This window comes from Planctomycetia bacterium, from assembly GCA_015200345.1.
Classification (GTDB): Bacteria; Planctomycetota; Phycisphaerae; order UBA1845; family UTPLA1; genus PLA3.
In genome coordinates this window covers 1,656,849-1,676,973 of sequence record CP054187.1, presented here as the reverse complement: position 1 = coordinate 1,676,973, position 20,125 = coordinate 1,656,849, and the positions used below count along the sequence as shown (strand labels likewise).

The 20,125-nt window shown below is 62.9% G+C and carries 14 protein-coding genes; 1 reads left to right on the top strand and 13 read right to left on the bottom strand.

What is annotated here, in order from left to right; all coding sequences use genetic code 11:
- Positions 1–90 precede the first annotated feature (90 nt).
- The 8 genes from HRU71_06905 to HRU71_06870 all read right to left on the bottom strand — a co-directional run bounded on the left by HRU71_06905 (position 91) and on the right by HRU71_06870 (position 10,204).
- The gene (locus tag HRU71_06905) at positions 91–1,695 is read right to left on the bottom strand and encodes an NADH-quinone oxidoreductase subunit N (GenBank protein QOJ03232.1); all 1,605 of its coding nucleotides are present in this window, start codon (positions 1,693–1,695) and stop codon (positions 91–93) included.
- The gene (locus HRU71_06900) at positions 1,692–3,434 is read right to left on the bottom strand and encodes an NADH-quinone oxidoreductase subunit M (GenBank protein ID QOJ03231.1); all 1,743 of its coding nucleotides are present in this window, start codon (positions 3,432–3,434) and stop codon (positions 1,692–1,694) included. The genes HRU71_06905 and HRU71_06900 overlap by 4 nt, the downstream gene beginning before the upstream one ends.
- Before the next feature lie 57 nt (positions 3,435–3,491).
- Positions 3,492–5,492, bottom strand: a complete 2,001-nt coding sequence (gene nuoL, locus HRU71_06895) for an NADH-quinone oxidoreductase subunit L (GenBank protein ID QOJ03230.1) — start codon at positions 5,490–5,492, stop codon at positions 3,492–3,494.
- Positions 5,493–5,561: 69 nt separating this feature from the next.
- Positions 5,562–5,864 (bottom strand): NADH-quinone oxidoreductase subunit NuoK, encoded by a 303-nt coding sequence (nuoK, locus tag HRU71_06890; protein QOJ04942.1) that lies wholly within the window; start codon positions 5,862–5,864, stop codon positions 5,562–5,564.
- 122 nt (positions 5,865–5,986) lie between these two features.
- Positions 5,987–6,769, bottom strand: a complete 783-nt coding sequence (locus HRU71_06885) for an NADH-quinone oxidoreductase subunit J (protein QOJ03229.1) — start codon at positions 6,767–6,769, stop codon at positions 5,987–5,989.
- Between the two features lie 54 nt (positions 6,770–6,823).
- Positions 6,824–7,375: an NADH-quinone oxidoreductase subunit I gene (locus tag HRU71_06880; GenBank protein ID QOJ03228.1), complete on the bottom strand. Its 552-nt coding sequence runs from the start codon at positions 7,373–7,375 to the stop codon at positions 6,824–6,826.
- Positions 7,368–8,579 (bottom strand): NADH-quinone oxidoreductase subunit NuoH, encoded by a 1,212-nt coding sequence (gene nuoH, locus HRU71_06875; GenBank protein QOJ03227.1) that lies wholly within the window; start codon positions 8,577–8,579, stop codon positions 7,368–7,370. Before nuoH ends, HRU71_06880 begins: the two co-directional genes overlap by 8 nt.
- Positions 8,579–10,204: a (2Fe-2S)-binding protein gene (locus HRU71_06870; GenBank protein QOJ03226.1), complete on the bottom strand. Its 1,626-nt coding sequence runs from the start codon at positions 10,202–10,204 to the stop codon at positions 8,579–8,581. The genes nuoH and HRU71_06870 overlap by 1 nt, the downstream gene beginning before the upstream one ends.
- Before the next feature lie 237 nt (positions 10,205–10,441).
- On the opposite strand from HRU71_06870, the gene HRU71_06865 reads away from it, so the two are divergent.
- Positions 10,442–12,430: a tetratricopeptide repeat protein gene (locus HRU71_06865; GenBank protein QOJ03225.1), complete on the top strand. Its 1,989-nt coding sequence runs from the start codon at positions 10,442–10,444 to the stop codon at positions 12,428–12,430.
- A 21-nt stretch (positions 12,431–12,451) separates the two neighbouring features.
- Here the strand turns inward: HRU71_06865 and HRU71_06860 are convergent, their stop codons facing one another.
- The 5 genes from HRU71_06860 to HRU71_06840 form a co-directional block, all read right to left on the bottom strand.
- On the bottom strand, positions 12,452–14,488 hold the full coding sequence (locus HRU71_06860) for an alkaline phosphatase family protein (protein QOJ03224.1): 2,037 nt from the start codon (positions 14,486–14,488) through the stop codon (positions 12,452–12,454).
- 125 nt (positions 14,489–14,613) lie between these two features.
- Positions 14,614–15,267: a PEP-CTERM sorting domain-containing protein gene (locus tag HRU71_06855; protein QOJ03223.1), complete on the bottom strand. Its 654-nt coding sequence runs from the start codon at positions 15,265–15,267 to the stop codon at positions 14,614–14,616.
- A gap of 571 nt (positions 15,268–15,838) precedes the next feature.
- Entirely contained in the window at positions 15,839–17,185 is a 1,347-nt protein-coding gene (gene nuoF / locus HRU71_06850) for an NADH-quinone oxidoreductase subunit NuoF (protein ID QOJ03222.1), read from the bottom strand.
- Complete coding sequence (locus HRU71_06845; protein ID QOJ03221.1) at positions 17,186–18,577, bottom strand: hypothetical protein; 1,392 nt, start codon at positions 18,575–18,577, stop codon at positions 17,186–17,188.
- Positions 18,565–20,118, bottom strand: coding sequence for a hypothetical protein (locus HRU71_06840; protein QOJ03220.1), 1,554 nt, complete (start codon positions 20,116–20,118; stop codon positions 18,565–18,567). The genes HRU71_06845 and HRU71_06840 overlap by 13 nt, the downstream gene beginning before the upstream one ends.
- Between the last annotated feature and the right edge of the window lie 7 nt (positions 20,119–20,125).

Below are 20,125 nucleotides of genomic sequence, written 5' to 3'. Positions count from 1 at the left end.
TAGCGAAAGGAAAACGGTCGAAATTCCAAGTCGGTGCTCGGAGCGGTATCGCTTTTCTACATTCTCAAATCTACATTCTGCATTTTTTCGCTAGTCGCTATTCGCTATTCGCAAGCGCCTCTCCGCCACCGCTTCCGCCGTGTGCGGCGCGGCCACGTGCACGTCCTCGGCGGCGCGACTTGATTGCTCAAACAAAATCGTTGGCCGCACGAACAACCCCACGACTGCAATCGCGCACAGCACCAACGCGCCCTTCAATGCGTGGCAACCCGCAACCCGACCGCCCTCGGCCGGCTTGCCGAGATACACGACCGCAATGATCCGCAGGTAATACGCCGCCGCGATGGCCGAATTGAGCACGCCGAAGATCACCAGCCCCAGCATGGCATCGTGTCGCATCGTCACCGCGCCCGCCGAAATCGCCGAACTGAAGATGTACAGCTTGCCGAGGAACCCGGCCGTCAGCGGGAAACCCATCAGTCCCAGCACGCACAACGCCAGGCACAGGCTCGCCCACGGATGCTCCCGCGCCGCGCCCGAAAGCTCCTCGACGGATTCGGCCGAGCGGTCCTCGTCGGCGTCCTCGTCGCGCCGCCGGAAAAACGCCAGCGCCGCGAACGCCCCAAGATTCATCACGCCGTAGATCGCGACATAAAACAACACCGCCACCAGTCCGTTGCGCAGCGGCGACGCCACCACCGACTCGCCCACGCCCGGCCCGGCGACCAATCCGACCAGCATGTAGCCCGAGTGTGCGACGCTGGAATAGGCCAGCATGCGCTTCACGTTGTGCTGCATCAGCGCGAGCGTGTTGCCCACCAGCATCGTCGCGGCCGCCATGACCCACAGCAGACCGTATAGCTTCTGATCGAAGACCCAGCCGGTCAGGCTCAACAGGCGAATGATCGCGAGAACGCCCGCGAACTTCGGCACGAAACCCAGCAGCCCGCTCACCGGCGCGGCCGCCCCCTGATAGACGTCCGCCACGTAGAAATGCAGCGGCACCGCCGCCAGCTTGAACGCCAGCCCCGTCAGCGAAAGCACCAGTCCGAGCATGACGAGCTTGTTGGAGGCCATGGTCGGATCGGAGAGCACCGACGCGATGCATGGCTGGCTTGCGCTGCGGCTGAAAAGTTGCATCGTGCCGGCCGCGCCATACAAAAACGAAAAGCCGTAAAGCGTGATGGCTGCGGCGAAAGCTCCAAGGAAGAAATACTTGCCCGTTGCCTCCTGCGAATGAATCGATCGTCGGGACAGGCCGACCAGCACATACGTCGGCACGCTGACCAGCTCCAGCGCGAGGAACAGCAGCATCAGGTCGTTCGCGACCGTCACGAGCGAGATGCCCGCAATCGAGAACAACGTCAGCGCGAAGAACTCGGCGCTCTCCTCGGAGCGTGGCACGTGGCGATTCACCATGAGAATCAACACACCCACGCCGATCGACACCATGCGCGCGTACCAGACGAGACTGCTTTCCCACAACCCGCTGACCGGTGCCGGGGGATTGTCTTCCATCACATAGGCCGACCAGAGCGCGCCCAGCAGCGTGAGCAAGGCCAACTCGGCTGAACGAGTCTTCCCGCGCTGGGCGGAACCCAGGCCGAGGAGAAGGATCGCCGACGCGCCGCAGACGAGAACCACCTCGGGCATGAGGTGCATCAGCAGCGGGTGCATGGCCAGCAGGGAGGTCATGGGCGGCCTCCTTCCGTCGGTACGTCTGTCACAGCCACGCGCGAGTGCGACGGGTAAGCGATTGCGCCGCTGTTATCCGCGAGCGCATTGCCGGCGGCGTCCTCGCTCGCCGGCCCCAGCACCTTCGTGAGCACGGCTTCGTTCAGGGATGGCTCCATCATGTTCATGACCGGTCTGGGATATACGCCGAGGAACAGACACACCAGGGCGATCGGTGCGAGAATGCCCACCTCGCGCCGCGTCAGGTCCTGCGTCAATCCGGTGGACGTATCCATCCCGTGTTCAGGCTCCTTCGGCGGGCCGAACAGCACGCGCCCGGCCATGTGCAGCATGTAAATCGCGCCGAGCAGGATGCCGCTCGCGGCGAACACGGCATAGACCGGCTTCAACGGACCGACCGGCGTGCCGCCGGATTTGCTGGCCGACGTGAACGTGCCGAGCAAAACGAGAAACTCGCTGACGAAGCCGTTCAACCCCGGCAGACCGATGCTCGACATCGTGAACACGATCAGAAAGAACGCCATGATGGGCATCTTGCGCGCGAGACCGCCGATCTCGGCCATCTCGCGCGTGTGATAACGCTCGTAGATCATGCCGACGATGAGAAACAACGCGCCGGTCGATAGCCCGTGATTGATCATGTACAAAAGCGAACCGGTCAGACCGGCCATCTTGAGGCTGAACATGCCCAGCAGGCAGAAGCCCAGGTGCGAGACGGACGAGTAGGCGACGAGCTTCTTGACATCCGTCTGTACCCAGGCGGCCAGCGCGCCGTAGATGATCCCCACCACGGCCAGCGTCGCCATCGCCGGGGCCAGGGCCAGCGCCGCGTCGGGCAGCATCGGCAGACTCAACCGCAGAAATCCGTACGTGCCCAGCTTCAGCAGCACCGCAGCCAGCAGAACGCTGCCGGCCGTTGGCGCTTCGGTATGCGCCAGCGGCAGCCATGTATGGAATGGAAACAGCGGCACCTTAATGGCGAACCCGGCAAAGAACGCGAGAAACAGCCACCATTGCGCGTTGAGCGACAGAACCCCCTCGCTCGCGAGCCGGCCGAGCACATCCATGTCGAACGTGAAAGCGTGTGTGCCGCCCGGCGCGAGCGGCGCCTGCGACGCCTGCCAGCCGAGATAGAGCACGCCCGCAAAGGTGAGCATGCTGCCCGCGAGCGTGTAGAGGAAAAACATATTGGCGGCCTTGGCCCGCTGGGATCCGCCCCAGATGCCGATCAGGAAGTAAAGCGGGATCAGCGTGAACTCGAAGCAGACGTAGAAAAGCAGCAGGTCGCGGGCGCAGAACACCCCGAGCATCGCTCCAAGCAGCATGAGCATGAGCGAGTAATACTCGCGGTGGCGCTCGCCGATGCCCGTGTAACTGCCCCAGATGGCCAGCGGCGTCAGGAATGCCGTGAGCAGCACGAGCGGCAGGCTGATGCCGTCGACGCCAAGGTAGTATTGGATTTGCAGCGCCACGGCGCCGCTTTGTCCGATGATCCAATCGGCGCGCTCCACGAGGCCGTAGCCGCCGGTGAATCGCGCCGACAGACTCTCTTCCAGATAGAGCATGGTCGCGGCGACCGCCAGCAGAAGCGTGAGCACGGACGACGTCAGCGCGAAGCGTCGAATCGCGGCCGGCTCCCACGCGCGGCGCGAGTAGAGCACCATCGCGCAAGCCACCGGGAAAAAAATCACCAGCGACAGGATGTGCTCGCCTATCCAGCTAGTTGCCAGAAACGACATTCAGCTTCCTTTTCGTCGCGTGCCTGATGCACCCAACTTCCTGCGTTTCGCCTTTTCTCACTCCGCCACCATCCACCACAACATCACCGCGAGGCCGACCACCATCCCGACGGCGTAGCCCTGCAACGCGCCTTGTTGCCACGTCTTGAGACCGTAGCCGATCGCGCGGGGGACGGCGGCGATAACCCACAGAATCAGATTGATGCAGAAGCGGTCCACAGCGTAGCAGAGATCGCCGAGCCGCCGAAGCGGGCGGACAATCCCAACATCGTACAGCTCGTCGAAGTAGTACTTGCGATATAGCAATTGATACATCGGGCCGCTCGACAGCGCGATCGCCAGCGGGATCGTCGGCCGGCGCAGGTAGAAGAACCACGCCGTGAAAATGCCCCAGATCGACAGCCCGGCGGAGATGTACATCAGCGCGTGCCCGCCGCCGTGCGAGGCTTCCGCACCGGGTCCCGCGGCGTGTGCCATCGTCTTCAAGTCGCTGAACACCGGCGCGAGGAATGCGTGAAACCTGCCGTGCGGCTCGAACATGCCGAATGCGCCGCCCGCGTGCATCGTCACGCCGAAGTAACCCACGCCCAGCGCGCCAAGCGCCAGCACCATTAGCGGGATCGTCATCCACGCGCCGCTTTCGTGCGCGTGTTCCACCTCGACCGGCAGCCGCTTGGCGCCGTAAAATGCCATGAAGATCATTCGGAACGTATAGAACGCTGTCAGCAGCGCCGTGAACAGGCCGATCCAGCCGAGCCACGGCACGCCGCTGCCCAGGGCCGCGTGCAGAATCTCATCCTTGCTCCAGAAGCCCGACAACAACGGGAAGCCCGCCAGCGCCAGACCGCCCACCAGGAACGTCCCATGCGTGATGGGCAGGTCGCGCCGCAGGCCGGAAAATCGTCGAATGTCGATCACGCCGTTCATCGCGTGCATCACGCTGCCGGCAGCGAGGAACAGCAGCGCCTTGAAAAAGGCGTGCGTGAACAGGTGAAACACCGCCGTATCGAATGCTCCGACGCCCAGCGCCAGGAACATGAACCCAAGCTGGCTCAAGGTCGAGTACGCAAGGATCCGCTTCATGTCGAATTGCGTCAGGGCGATGGTGGCCGCGATCAACGCCGTCGCCGCGCCGATCGAACCGACGACCCACATCGCGTACTGGCTGGATGCAAAGATGACGTGGCACCGTGCGACCATGTACACGCCCGCCGTCACCATCGTCGCCGCGTGGATCAACGCGCTGACCGGCGTGGGGCCTTCCATCGCGTCGGGCAGCCAGACGTGCAGCGGCATCTGGGCACTCTTGCCCATCGCGCCGCAGAAGAGAAGCAGGGGGATCGCCGTCAGCCGCCACGCCTCAATGGCCGTGCCATCGGGCTTGATGCCCTGCTCGATAAAACCGAACACCGTTCGGTAATCGAGCGAGCCGAACGTGAGATAGATCAGCAGGATGCCCAGACCGAAGCCGAAGTCGCCGATGCGGTTGACGAGAAACGCTTTCTTCGCCGCCGCCGCGGCCTCGGGCTTTTGATAATAGAACCCGATGAGCAGGTAGCTCGACAGGCCGACCAGTTCCCAGCCCAGGTAGAGCAGCAGGAAATTGCCCGCCAGAACGAGCATGCACATGGAGAAGACGAAGAAGCCGAGAAACGCGAAGAACCGTTCGTAGCCGCGCTCGGCGTGGCCGTGGTGGTCGCGCATGTAGCCGACGGAGTACATGACGATCAGCAGGGCAATGCCGGTGACCGTGAGCAGCATTACGCACGTGAGCGGATCGACGCGAAAGGACACATCCAGCCACGAACCGCCGCCGACGCTTAGCCACGAATACATCACGAGCGGTTGCGCCATTTGAGCGACTGCGTGCGCATCGTTCGGGTCCACCGCGCTGACCCGCTGAAACAGTATGATTGAGCAGGCAAACGCACCGGCGACACCGAGCAGCACCAGCCAGTGCGACCGGTCGCGCAGCCCGCGCAAGCCGATCAGCCCGACCCAGGCGGCGCCCGCCAGCGGCAGCATCGGAACCAGAATGGCCCACAGTTTCAAATGCATCACTTCCACTCGTTTGCCGCGAGCACGCTCGCAGCGATATCGCCCGCCGCGCCGGCGAGCAACTTCAAACTACCCGCGCAGCCCACGCCAACTCTCCGCGTCCAGCGTCCCGCGCCGGCGGTACAGCATCACCACGATCGCCAGGCCCAGACCCGCCTCGACCGCGGCGATGACCAGCACATACAGGCCGAACATTTGGCCTTGGAGATTCTTCCAGACCACTCCCATCGCGACGAGATTCACCAGCACGCCCTGAAACATCACCTCGGTGCAGAGAAACATCACGATCAGATTGCGGCGCGTGAGAAATCCCACGACGCCCAATCCGAACAGGGCCGCGCCCAGCACCATCAATCCCGTCGCACTGCTCATCGCGCTCTTCTCATTGTGTGCCACTGCTTCAAGCAGTGCGGTCGTTGCGTCTTCTTCATCCACAGCGAGCAAGCTCGCCTGCTAAATGGCCGCGGCCCTGGACGACCTTGCGCGCGTCATCGTTAGAACGGCTTCACATGCCGCCCGATCTCGCCGGGGCGGCGTTCCTCGCCCGCGTCTTCCATTGCATGCGGCACTTTCTTTCGCGCGATCGCGATCGCGCCGATCATCGCCACCATCAGCAGCACGCCGGCCAGCTCGACGCTCACTGCGAACTGTGGCGACATCAGGAGGCCGCCAAGGTCCAGCACGTTGCTGGAACCTTCGGCTGCCGCGGACTTCGCCGCACCGGCCGCCAGCTTCGACCAGTCGTGCTTCACGATCGCGCCGCCGATGACGCCGACCAGCACGAACCCCGCGAGAATCGCCGCCAGCGGCTCGCGCGCCGAGCGGTCGTAATCCAGTGCCGCCGCGAACTGCCCGCCCGTCGTCGGGGCCGACTGTTGTGCCAACATGATGACAAATACGTAGGTAACCAGGATCGCGCCGGCATAGACGATCACCAGCGCCGCGCCGAGGAACTCCGCGCCAACGAGAAACATCAATCCGGCCGTGCTCAATACCACCACGATGAAGAACAGCGCCGAATAAACCGGGCGGCTGTGCGTCACGACGCCCACGCCGCCGGCCAGCGCCAACGCCGCCAGAATGCAAAAATACACGCGCCCCGCCTGCTCGCCGAGGATGCGACCCAGCAGCATCAGCCCCGCGCCGGCCGCGATGGCCATCAGCGTCCAGAGCACGCCGCGGCGCACGCCGCCGCTCGCCTTGGGCAACGCGAGGTACGTCGCCAGCGCCCCCAGCGCCGACACGACATAGATGCCATATACCAGTTCAGGCTGCACTGCGCCACCAAGCCGAGTCGCGCATCACGAAGGCTGCGCGAGCGGAAACACGCACTAATACCCCGTAATCGCCGGACCCTTCCGCGGCTTCTCGTCCTTCGTTCGATCGAACACCATCAGCAGCTTTTCCTTGTCGAAGATCATCTCCTCACGCGAGCCGCCGACCAGATGATACTCCGGCGTCAACTCGATTGCATCGACCGGGCAGGCCTCTTCGCACATGCCGCAGTAGATGCACCGCAGCTCGTCGATGTCGAACTGGATCGGGTACTTCTCGCGGTCGGGCCAGGGGCTTTCGGCCCCCTCGATGTGAATGCAGTGCGCCGGGCAGGCCGTCTCGCACATGAAACACGCCACGCACGCCACGCGGCCCTGCTCATCGCGATTCAATCGATGCACGCCGCGATAAATCTCCTTGCGAAGCGTGCGTTTCTGTTCGGGATACTGCACCACCGTCTCGTCGCGCAGCCGCTTCTTGAACAGGTGCCGCAATGTCGTCTTCATCCCGCCGAAAATCTGCGGCAGGTACAACCGCTCGCCCATCGACAGCGGCGGCTGCGTCACATAAACTACGTCTGTCTGTTTCCAGTCCCGACCGCTAGACATGGCTCATCGCCTCCCGCCCCGGCGACCGGCCCACCGGACCCAGGCTCTGCTGCCGGCCTGTGATCGGCTTGCCGCCCAGCGCGCTCACCGCGCCGCCGATCAGCAGAATCGACCCGTTGCCGATCAGCGTGAACCATTGCGGCCAACCGTAGTAGATCACCGCGCCCTGAAGCGCCACCAGCGCCATCGACATCGGCACGAGGCTCTTCCACGCCAGACGCATCAACTGGTCGAACCGAAACCGCGGGATCGTCCAGCGGATGAACATGTACACGCAGATCAACAGGAAGATCTTGCCCGACATCGCCCCGACCCGCGCCAGCATCGCCAGCACCGACGGATCCTCGTTCAGCCACGTCCACCCCGGCACGCGCCAGCCGCCGAAGAACAGGCACACCATCAGCGCGCTCGACGTGATCATGTGCGCGTACTCCGCGAGGAAAAACAACGCCAGCTTCATCGCGCTGTATTCCGTGTGGTACCCGCCGACCAGCTCCTGCTCGCTCTCGGCCAGATCGAACGGCATGCGGTTCGATTCCGCCAGCGCCGTCGTGAAGAAAATCAACGCCACCAACGGGTGATACGCCACGATCCACCAGTGCCCGGCCTGATAGGCGACCAGATCCTCCAGCCGCAGCGCCCCGGCCGTCAGCACGACCGTCAGTATCGCCAGCCCCATCGGGATTTCGTACGAAAGCATCTGCGCCGCCGCGCGCATCCCGCCGTAGAACGAATACTTGTTGTTGCTCGCCCACCCGCCCAGCACCACGCCGTACACCCCCAGCGACGCGACCGCGAGTATATACAACAGTCCAATATCAATGCTCGCCACCTGCACCTTCAGCGGCGCGGCGTCGGCCGCCATCCACGGCCACTTGAACGTCCCGCCCCACGGGATCACCGCGAAGCCGATCAGCGCCACCACAAATATCGCCAGCGGCGCCAGCACGAACAGCACGCGATCCACGTTCCGCGGGATGATGTCTTCCTTCAGCAGAAACTTCAGTCCGTCGGCCAGCGGCTGCAACAAACCGTACGGACCCACGCGATTCGGACCGTACCGATCCTGCATCCACGCCGCGATCTTCCGTTCCAGCAAAATCCCGTACGCCACGGCCGTCATGATCCCGCCCAGCGCCGCGCCCGACAAAATCAGGCTGAACCAGAACTGGTCGGCCAGGATGTTTTTTACGCCGTCAATCATCAGTGCGCGTGCTCCGGCATGGGCGGGGGGACATGGATCGAGGCGAAGGCCGGCATCGACTTCGCCATGGCTTCGCGCACCTTCGCCGCCTGATACAGCCCCTGCCCGCCCCAGATCGCGTGCAGGTACTGTCCATCGCTCTGGCAACCCTCGATCGGCGCGATCGCCGCCTCGAACGGCTGCACCTTGTTCTGTGCGTTGAGGAACGTGCCCGACCGCTCGGCCCACGAGCAACTGGGCATCACGATCGTGGCCGCGCCGGTCAGCGCGCTCGGGAAAAGGTCCTGCGCGAAAATTGTCTCAATCTTGCCGAGCGCGCCCTCCAGTTCCTTCGTCAGCCACGGCTTGGGATAGCCGCCGACGATCCACGCCCCGGCGAACGCCCCTTCACCCGCCTTCTTCGTAAACTCCTCGAACGTCGCGCGATTTCCGCCCAGCGACGCGAGGATCATCTCAATTCCCCGGCGATTCGGGCATTTTTCTGCCAGCACGCGGAACTTCACCGCCGCGCCGTTGCTCGATCCCTTCGGGAACGTGTCGTCTTCGCCCTCATACGGCACCGGCCCCATCGCCAGCGTGCTCTCCGGTGCGATCGACCGCACAAACGACGCCAGCATCCATGCCTCTTCGCACGCCATGAACGGCGAGAGCAGCACCGCGATTTTTTCGCCACCCGCTGATCGCACGAGCGACTCCAGCCGCACGCGCACGATCCCCGGCAGCGCGCTCCACTCCGGTGAATCAACCTCCAGGCCGCGCCGCACCATCAACTGATTCAGGCGCTTCTCATCGTGCGCGTATTTCCAGCCGAATCGCCCGTCGTCGCAGATCCACCAGTCGTTCACGCCGGGGTTGAAGCGCGGCTTGACGCGATAGACCGTGCCGTTGTTCTGATCCACGCGAATGGCGCAGCCCGTGGCGCACAGCGGGCAGATCGAATCGCCCCCGCGAAGGAACCATACCCGCTGATCCATCAAAAAGTCTTTATCCAGCAGCGAGCCGACCGGGCAGAGGTCCACCACGTTGCCCTGAAGCCGATTTTCCAGCGGCACGCCGGGGAACACGTCGATCTCCGCCCGGCTCCCCCGGTTCACGATCGCCAATTCGCCCGTGCCTGCCACCTCGTTGCAGAACCGAACGCACCGCGAGCACATCACGCAGCGATCCTGGTACAACAAGGTCTTGCTGCCGATGTCCTTCTTGGGGTTCTTGTTCTTCGCCTCGACCATGCGACTGGTCGCCTCGCCGAACTTCAGGCTGTAATCCTGCAAATAGCACTCGCCCGCCTGATCGCACACCGGGCAATCCAGCGGGTGGTTCAGCAGGAAGTACTCCATGCAGTGCTTTTGATTGTCACGCACCTTCTCCGAGTCGAACCGGACTTCCATCCCCTCTTTGACCGGCGTCTGACAACTGGGCATCAGCCGAGGCGCCCATTCCATCGCCTTGGTCTTCGGATTGGGCATCTTCATTTCCATCAGGCACAGCCGGCACGACGCCACGATGGAAAGACCCGGGTGATAGCAGTAATGGGGAACGTCCCACCCCGCCTCCAGAACGGCTTGCAGCACCGGGATGCGATCCCGGCATTCGACTTCCCTGCCATCGACAATGATCTTGGGCATGCCACTCCAGACCTGCGCGAGTCCCGTCCTGCTGCCGCAGAACTGCGCCGATTTCGCTTCGTTATAATGCGAATCGGCTGGTTTGTGAATAACGTCACAAACTTCGACCGGGCTTGGCAAACTGAAGCCTTTCTTGGCGTTGCCCGCGCGGTTCGGATAAAATCACAGCCTTTGCCAGGCCGTTCCAAGGCGGTCGAAACGCGGCAGTTCCAATGGTCTTTCATGACGACGCACACCATGCCAATGCGATTCTTGCTCCGTGGACGAAATGTTCGATTTCAACCTCCCGCTCGATACGCCGGAATCCTGTTTGCGTGGCTGGGCGCGCTGGCGGGGGGGCAGGCTCAATCGACTTCAATGCCCGCCGAGAGTTCCGGATCCTCCGGCCCGGCCGCCAAGGCTGATTCCTCGCTGCCGGTCGTGGATCTCCTGGGACTGCCGGCGGAAGATACTCGGCTGTTGGAAGATGCTTACAAGGCAGCCCAGGCCGACCCGTCCAACCCCGAGAAAATCGGCGAGGTGGGGATTCTCTGCCAGCGATTCTCCAAATCTACTCCGGCCATCCAGTTCCTGGAGCGGGCTGCGCGTCTGGCTCCCAATGAGATGAAGTGGCAGTATTACCTTGCGATGGCGCTGGAGGATTCGTACGAGTTCTCCCGGGCGGTGGAAGCCTACCGGAGCGCCTACCGGATGGACCCGGACTATCCGGCGGTCATCGTACGATTGGCCGATCTGATCCGTGAGAAGGATCTAAATGAAGCACAGGTGCTTTATCAGAAGGCGGCGAGTTTATCACCGAAGGATCCCCGTGTGCATTTCGGGCTTGGAGAATGCGCAAGGCTGAAAAAGCAGAACGACGAAGCGATCAAGCACTACCAGAAAGCCCTGGAATGCGCCCCCAAGTTCGCTCGGGCCCATGGAGCGCTGGCAAAGTTGCTGGAGGCCAAGGGAGACCGCGTCAACGCCGGGATTCACACCGATGCCGAAAAACAGGGCCGCGAACCGCCCGTCGTGCGGGATCCCCTCTACATCCGCATGATGAGCATCGGCGCCCAGCCCGAATGGCTGCTGGACGTGGCGGCGCAGCTGATCGACGTGGGTGAATTCGACTTGGCGATCTCGGTCGTTTCCGAGCTTCGCAAATATCCTCGCTATCTCGATCAGGCCAACAAGCTGCTGGGTCGCCTTCACTATTTCCGGCAAGAGATGGACTTGGCGCTAAAGCATTTCAAGGACTACCTCTCGCAGTTCAGCGGCGACGATGAAAATCGTCAACTGTATGCCCAGGCGCTGCTCGAGTTGAAACGCTACGACGAGGCCGCCCAGCAATACAAGATCATCCTCAAGAACCGGCCCGATGATCTGGATTTGCTCGCTCAAACCGGTATCGTGGCTTTGCTCAACCACTCCTCCGATGCGCCGAACTATTTCCAGCAAGTCATTGTGCGACAACGCAAACACCCCGGGGCCTGCGTGGGGCTGGTTGCGGCCTATCTCCTCACGGATGATTTTGAGACCGCCGGCAAGTCCTATCCCAACGCCCTGCGCGCGTTCGATTCACCCGAGGAGTACGACTGCGAACTGATCGGCAAACTTCTGTATGTCCTCGGCGCCTGGCGGGCCGATCCGCTGATGCCGATCGAACCGGGTGTGTTCCTCAAGTTTGCCGATGTTCTGGCGCGCGGTAACTACGCGCAGTCGGCCGAGCGCTATCGGGATCCCCTCGGCACGGTCGCCGGCGCGGTTGAACGCTGGGGCAGGAAGGGCGACTATGCCAAGGCGTTCCAGCTTATTCAGCATTGCATCGAGACGGATGAAGGAGGCGTCGTCCGCGGGGCGATGTCGCGTGTGGTGCAGGCGTTGCACCGCCAATCGGCTCAAGCCGCCCAGCAGTTCTTCCGGGACAACACAAAAATCGCCGATCGGGACACGTCGCTCGCCAACATGCTGGCGTGGATTCGCGCGACTTCGAGTGAGGCGGCGCTTCGCCAGGGCGCCGAAGCCCTGCGTCTGGCGATGCTGGCCGACAAGGCAACCGGTCACAAAAACCCGGAAGTGCTGGACACCCTGGCCGCGGCATACGCCGAATCCGGAGACTTCCCCCGCGCGGTCCAGATCATGCAGGAGGTCTTGAGCCTCAAGACCACCAGCGCCTCGCAAGGCCGGATGGCTCGCTTCCGCGAGCGCCTTGCGCTGTATGAGAAAAAATCCGCGTTTCGATACTGATCCCGATCGGCAGCGGTCCCGTCAGCGATTCTGCGGCGGCAGGTGTTTCATCAGTTCTTCCGCCGCGATGCGGTGCTTCTTCGCCAGGTCCCAGTTCATCAACTCCCGGTGGATCGTCGCCAGGTAACGATGCGCGTCCAGCAGATTCGGCTGCATCGACACGGCCAACTCCAGCGGACCCAGCGCCCGGCGGAACTCCTTCAGATTCGTCAGCGCCATCCCCAGGTGCATGTGCGCCACGGGGAAAAAATGCTGAATTCCAACTGCTCGCAACGCCGCTTCCGCCGCTTCCTCGAATCGACCCAGCTTGAGCAGCGCGAAGGAGAGACCGTTCAGGGATTCATGGTCGGCTTCGTTCAGAGCAATCGCCTTCTGGTAGCAGGCCTCCGCTTCCTTCCACTTCTGCATGCTAAGCATCGCCCCGCCCAGCATGTGGTGAACGCGCGCATCGTTCGGATTGCGCGCCGCCGCGTGCGTCAGCAGCTCGATGGCCTCCTCCTGTCGCCCGAGGTTGAACCGCACGGCCGCCAGCAGCAGCGCCGCGTCGGGCAGATCCGGGTGCCGCGCGACGAGCCGTTCGATGATGTCGGATGCCCGCTGCGGCTGGCCCAGGTAGTGCAAGCAACGTGCCAGAGGCGTGGCGTAGCGGGGCTCGTCGGGATGGGCATCATGCAGCGGCTCCAGCAGGCGGCACGCGTCGTTCAGCTTGCCGGCCTCCATGTAGCTGATCGCCAGATTGAAATTGCCCTCGCGGATCGCCGCGTCGGCGTTCTTCTTCGCATCCTGATCCAGCGCTTCGAGGTAGCCCAGGTCCACCAGGTGCTGCATCACAGCCGCCTGATCGAACGGCTGCTCACGCTTGCCGGGGGGGTGCATTCCGGCGTCGCCTTCGACCGCGTCCCAGCTTTCGATTCGCTCAATCTCGATCAGCGTATCAAACGCGGGCACGAGCACGTTGCCGTCCATGTCCTGCCCGACCGGTAGACCGAACATCGTCAGAATGGTCGGCGCGATATCCAGTAGCGTCGCGCCGAAGATGCGATCGTCCTTGCGAACGTGCGGTCCGTGCATGAACAACACGCCCAGCGGCCGATGCCACGCGGCGTCCATCGCAGCGTCCGCGGATGGATCAGATGCATGATGCGCGGCGGGATCGGCGACGGGGCGCAAGTGATCGCTGTGAAAACCGTGATCCGAGAGGACGATGATCGAGGCGTCGGGCCCGGCCAGCTCGACGAGTCGCGCGAGCATCAGATCGTGGAACTTGTAGATGCCCGTTATGACATGCTGATACAGCTCAAAATCCCGCTCGTCGATGTGCGGCATGCGCGGCGGGTGGAACGGCATGAAATGGTGCGAGATCACGTCAATGGCGTCGAAGTAGGTCGCGACGAAATCCCACGGCTCATTTTCGAGGATCGTCGTGGTCGCGGCTTGAAGGGTGGCGGCTTTTGCGAGGGCGGCGGCGAGCTTTGCGGGACGATCGTCGCGCGTTCGATCCACCTCGTCCAGCCGCGGGATGAACTCGCGCAGCACGTCATCACCGATCTCGGACGGGTGAACGCGAAGCGCTCCGAACGCATCCGCCTTCGACGCGGGGTGAACGGCCTCCACCGGCAGCGGCCACGGGTCCGTGGGATTCTTCGGCGGCGATTCGGCGAACTGATTGCTGATGCAGACGCCGCGGATCGGCTCGGCCGGATGCGAGGCGAAGAATCCGACGGCGTGCGGCGTATGGCCGGCTTGATGGAGAATGTTCCAGATCGCTTTGCAGGATCGCGAGGTGCTGCTGACGGCGCGGACGCCTGGGGCCGCGTCGATGGGTTCGACGAAGCCGCGAATGCCGTGTTTGAAGGCGCGTTTGCCGGTGGCGATGGAGGTCCAGAGGATCGGCGAGAGCGGCGGATTCAGCGTGGCGATCTCGCCCATGGTGCCGCCGTCGATCAGGGCAGACAAGGCCGGCATCTGGCCTGCATCGACGAGCGGGGAGATGATTTTCCAGTCTGCGGCATCCCAACCGATGAGAAGCACTCGCTGGGCAAGTTGTTGAGCCGCCATTCACTGCACCATTGAACGCCAGTTAAAAAGCTGGATCAAAAAAAAGCCGGTGCCGTCCCGCGAAGGACAGCACCGGCTAAGGATATCGAACACATCGCCGTCGGCAATAGAGCTACGACGGGATATTACTTGCGGCGGCGAATCAGACCAACCGCGCCGAGGGCCAGCAGGGCGAGCGTGCTCGGTTCCGGTACGATACCGCAGCCGATCTCTGCGCCAGCGACGCTCTCGTAAGCGTACTCGGTAATCGTGCGGGGCTGCCCATTCAACGCGCCGGCGAGCGAGATCCTCATCCAGCCGTAGTGAATCTGGTTCTGGTTGGCTTCATTTTGGAAGCGGAACCCGATGCAGTTCTGGTCGCTGTTGAGGATGTGCGGATCGTTGCCGGTCACCTGTGCCGAACCGCTGCCGTAGGTTCGGCCGCCGCCGGGGGTCGGACCGATGGTCGTGCCAATGGGCAGGTTGCCGACCGCGCCACCACCGACGCGGAGCACATAGACGCCACCGGAGGGCGCTGACGGGTTGAAATAGCTAAGCGTCGAGCTGCTCCACGGGTTGACGTCCCAACCCGGAGCACTGGCAGGCGCTGTGCTGAACACACCCGTCACGACGTTCAGATAAATGCCCGCCGTCGTGGAAGGAATGTTGATGTTTGCGTTCGGCGTGTGAACGATGGCCGCCTCGGTTGCCTGCGTGGCAACAGCAGCGCCGGCAGCCGCCGCACCGGCACCCAGCCAGCGCTTGTCAAACTTCGACAGAAGGGTTTGCAGACTGTTCATGTTCTCTCCTCCAGAATTGTGTTCGATACCTTTCGGTTCTTTATTGTTGGGGTGCTTCCTCCCCATTCACAAACGGCAATCTACCACAAATGATGTCTTGAAGTCAAGGCTTCATGGGGGGCAAGTTAAATTTTTTTTGCGGGTACTTCGGTGGAGGAACCCGGGAGTACAAGATTTTCATCTCTGATCGCTTTCGGCTCGTTCGGACCGAAGGGAGAGCCGCAGGTCAATAGATTGTAAGTCTATGTATTGTATTATGTTATTTATCGTTGGTCCGGTAATTTCCTGATTGCCTAGAACTGGTTTCATAACTCCTCTCCCCCTTGGAGGAGAGGTTGGGTGAGGGAAAAGTAGTTCAACCGAAATGATTCACCCTCACCCCCGACCCTCACGCTGAAAGAGAGAGGGGGTTTTGAACAGCTTGTAGTATCTCTCCGGCGTCAAGCAGGGGGTGGATTGCTTTCCAATCGGCGGCGTCCCACCCGATGAGCAGGACCTTTTTTAGCGAGTCGTAAAGAATCCATGCCGGGTTTCAGCGTCCTGGCGATTTCGTGCGGCGGCGCAGGTTCGTTCAGCTACCGCGTAGAATGGGCAACTCGTATACAGCGGGGTTCAATCGCTTCAGGACCTGATGCACTCGACCCGGCTCCTGCCGGCGGATGTGTTCCTCGAACTCCGGACGGAACTTTTCCACGAGAGTACGTATGGGGAACGCTGCGCCGTCCGGCAGGCCGCAGATGGACAGGCCGGGCATCATGCCCATGTTCTTCGTGACCTCGACGATCAGGTCCAGGTCCTCGATCCGCCCGGCGCCCAGGGCGATGCGCATCGCAATTTTGTACAGCCAGTTCGTTCCCTCGCGGCACTGGGTACACTGGCCGCAGCTTTCGTGAGAATAAAACCGGGCGATATTGGCCAGAACCTGGCGGATATCGGCATCGTGCGGAATGACGATCGCGCCGGCCGTGCCAAGGCCCAGCAAGCCGTACTTGCGGACGTCGTCGAAATCAAGACGACAGTCTAGTTCTTGCTCGGTCAGCACGCCGACCGACAGGCCGCCGGGGATGCAGCCCTTGACGCGCTTGCCGTCGAGCATGCCCTGGCCGAAATCCTCGCCGAAAATCAGTTCGCGGCAGGGGATCCCCAGCGGGGCTTCAAAGCAGCCGGGCCGCTTCACGGGGCCGCTAAGCGTGTAGAGCTTCGGGCCGCTGGAGCCTTCGGGACCGAGGGATTTGAACCAGTCCACACCCCGCTCAACGATGTGTGGCACGCAGCAGATCGTCTCGACGTTGTTCACGACGGTCGGCCGGCGGAACAGTCCCTCTATCGCCGGGAAGGGCGGCTTGATTCGCGGCCAGCCGCGCTTGCCCTCCAGGCTCTCGATCAGGCCGGTTTCCTCGCCGCAGACGTAGGCCCCCGCGCCGCGATGGATGTAGCATTCGAGGTTGTAATCGGTGCCAAAGAGCTTCTTGCCGAACAAGCCGGCGGCGTAGGCTTCATCGAGCGCTTTTTGGAGCCGGTGAAACTGCTCGTGAAACTCTACACGCATGTAAATGTACGCGACGGTCGTTCGCGTGGCGTAGCCGGCGATAAGGATGCCCTCGAGCAACTGGTGGGGGTCGTGCTCCATGAGCACGCGGTTGCAGAAGGTGCCCGGCTCGGATTCATCGGCATTGACGCAAAGGTAAGTGATGGTGCGATCCGCCGGGAGGAACGACCATTTCATGCCGGTGGGGAACCCGGCGCCGCCGCGGCCGCGCAGCCCGCTGGATTTGATGAATTCCACGGTGGCGTCGGGGGTCCATTCGGTGAGAACCTTCTTCGCGGCGGCATACCCCCCGCGCGAGCGGTAGACGTCGAGCTTGTGGGAGTCGGGCACGCCCACGTTTCTTAACAGAACCGGTTCGAACTTTGCCATTTAGCCTCCGACCACTCCACGGAAATACGCGTCGGGGGTGATAGTTTGGAAGTAAAAGAGGCTCCACGCAACACAGGCGGCCGTCAGCCAGTTTCGCCAGCCCCATGCCGAGTCGCAGCGGTCGGTCTGCCGGTTGGGTGGCGGGTCGAACATGCAGGGCGCCGCGAGAACCAGCCAAACGGGCAGGTAGTCCATCGCGAAGCGGCTGTAGCCGCTCTGGAGGAAGCCGGGGCTGTGATAGCACAGGTCGCCGAGCATGACTGCGAGGCTGCACAGGAGCGCGATGCGAGCGGGAGCCTGCGCGAGGCAACGAGGCAGTGCGATCAAGAGCCAGAGCACGATGGGCGTCGTCCAGACAATTCCTGTGCCGATGTTGTTCGTCTCGCTGACGTGGAGGCCATCCAGTCCGAGGGCGACGCGTGGCGGTGCGACGAACTGGTAGTATGCGTTCTCGGGAATGAAATGGTGCGAGAAGACCCCGTGGGCGCGGAAGCGATCCTCGACGTAACCAGAGGGCCGGTTTTCGTAAATGTAGCCGTAGCCGAATTGCAGGGGGTTGCCGAATTTGAGGTAGTTGAGAGTAAGCAGTGGTGCGGCAATCATCGCAAGCCCGAGTATCGTCCCGAAGGCGCGCTTGTTTCGCGAGAAACCGCGCGCATCTGCCGGCCCGCGCCATGCGGCCCAGAGGAGCGCGGGGGCATAGAGCGCGGTCATCTGCCGGCTCCAGACCGCGACGGCGAGACCGATCAATCCGAGCCAGATTCGGCGTTTTCCGAGGACATCCCAGAGCAAGAGGAGCAGGCCGGTCTGCGAGAAGACGTGATTGAGCGAGCCGAGGTAAGCGCCGCGTGCTTCGCCCAGCGCGGGGAGAAGCGGTGAGCCGGCGATCCAGACGAGCGTAATCAATGCGCCCCGCCAATCCGAGTTCGTGGCGCGACGGAACACCAGGAAGCCCAGCAACGGAAGCGGACCGAAGGCGAGCAGCGCGTAAAGCATCGGTTGCCAAAAGTCAGGCCGGCCGGAGAGTGCCTGGTTCAATGGAGCGGCGGCATAGCTTAAGAAAGCCATCAGCGGCGGAAAGATGTTGTAGACCTTGTTGTTGTACCAGGCCGTATCGTGCATGCGATCGACGGCGGCGTCGCGGCCTTCGTGGGGGAGGTCGAGCCGGCCGGCGCGCCAGGCCATGGCCTCGGCGATGGCGGCGTTGTCGTCGGCGGAGGCGGACCATTGAGACAGTTGAAGTTTTTTTCCGGCGACCAGAAGGATGGCGACGACCAAAAGCAGAAAGACCCCGAGGGATTGGGCGCGGTCGTTCGGCGTGCGGCGCGCCGGCGGATCGGGCGCGTTCGGCGGCGAGAGGGGCTGCTCGGGTGCGGTCGTCAGTTGCGGCATAGAAAGTGAAAGTAGAGTGTGCTGTACGCCAGGCAGGCAAGTGTAAAAGGCAGGGCGCGGCGCGTCACGGCGTACGGTGCGATGACGATGAGCCAGATGGGTACGACATCCATCGAAAAGCGATGAAACCCGCGCTGGAGCGATCCGGTGTTGTGGTAGCAGAGAAATCCGAAGACGACCACGAACGACGCCAGCATCAGGGCGCGTCGCGCGGGATCGCGCCACCAGGATCGAGCGGCGATCAGGACCAGCAGCAGCAGGGGCGACGTGATCCAGAGGGCGGTGCCGTCACCCTCGCCGCTGATGATGGCGGTCATGCGGCGGACTTCGATGGTGGGCGGAGCGAGATTCATCCAGTAAAAGTTTTCCGGCAGGAACCGCACGTCGAAGAGCTTCTGGTAGCGCAGGTAGCGTTTGGCGTAAAGGTCTTTCTCGCGGCCGGCGTAGATCGCGGCATAACCGGTGTCGAAAGGGTGACCGAACTTGAGTGTGTTGAGCGTGGCAAGGGCACCGCCGCCGACAATGATGACGAGCAGCGCGGCAATCAGTCCACGCCGGACGATGCGCGCGGGATCGGTCGGCGCGTCCTGAATGGGGGATGGCAGCGGCGTCGCGACGACGGTCGACGCAGAGGCATACTCCGGCATCAGGAGTGATTGGGATTGGGCGGGGTTTGCAGCGACGGCCGGCGATTCGAGCGAAGGAGACGGATTCGATCCGCGAGCCGTCGAGCGGCCTTGTTTCCGGGTGCGCCACGCGCTCCAGACCAGTCCGAGCAGCGCGAGGAGGTAGAAGACGGTGAGCTGGCGTGACCACATGGCCCAGATCAGCCCGACGGCGGCGATCCACATCCGTCGCCGGTGGACGAGATCACCGGCGACGAGCAGCAGCCCGGTGCCGGCGAGCACGTGGTTCAGTTCGTTGGTGGCAGCAGTTTGACAATTATATAAAAGTCGCGTCAGCGGCGTGCCCAGCATCCAATAGGCCGCGATCAGCGCGGCGCCGATGCTCGGCGTGAGCGTTGGTGGTGATGGGCATCCCGTTGATCCGGCGAGCGGCCCGGGGCGCTGCGCGGCGAGAATCGATTCGCGCGCCGCCCAGAAGGCGGCGATCGGCAACGGCCAGAAAACCAGCAAGACGTACCACGGTGCGTAAATCGCCGAGGTCCCCGGATCGGCGGCCTCGCGGGCCAAGGCGTCGTCGAAGCCTTGCCAGCTCTGGAGCGTCAGCGCCGCATAGCTGAAAAACGACATGAAGGGAGGGAAGATGTTGTAGACGCGGCCGTTCACGAAGGCGGTATCCGTCGGGCGATAACGCGGGTCTTGACCGAGCGGGGTCGAGAGGTGCAGCCTTCCCTCGCGCCACGCCACGGCCTCGAGGACGTTGAGATTCGTGATGGGCGCGCTCCAGTCGGACAGATGGAGGATGGGCGAGAGGATCAGAAACACGGCGAGCGTCATCAGCGCCAGCGCGCCCAGCACCGTCGAAAGCGGCTCGCGGGGTGGCGTGAATCGGTCAGGCTCAAGCCCGGTGAAGGACATGGTTGGC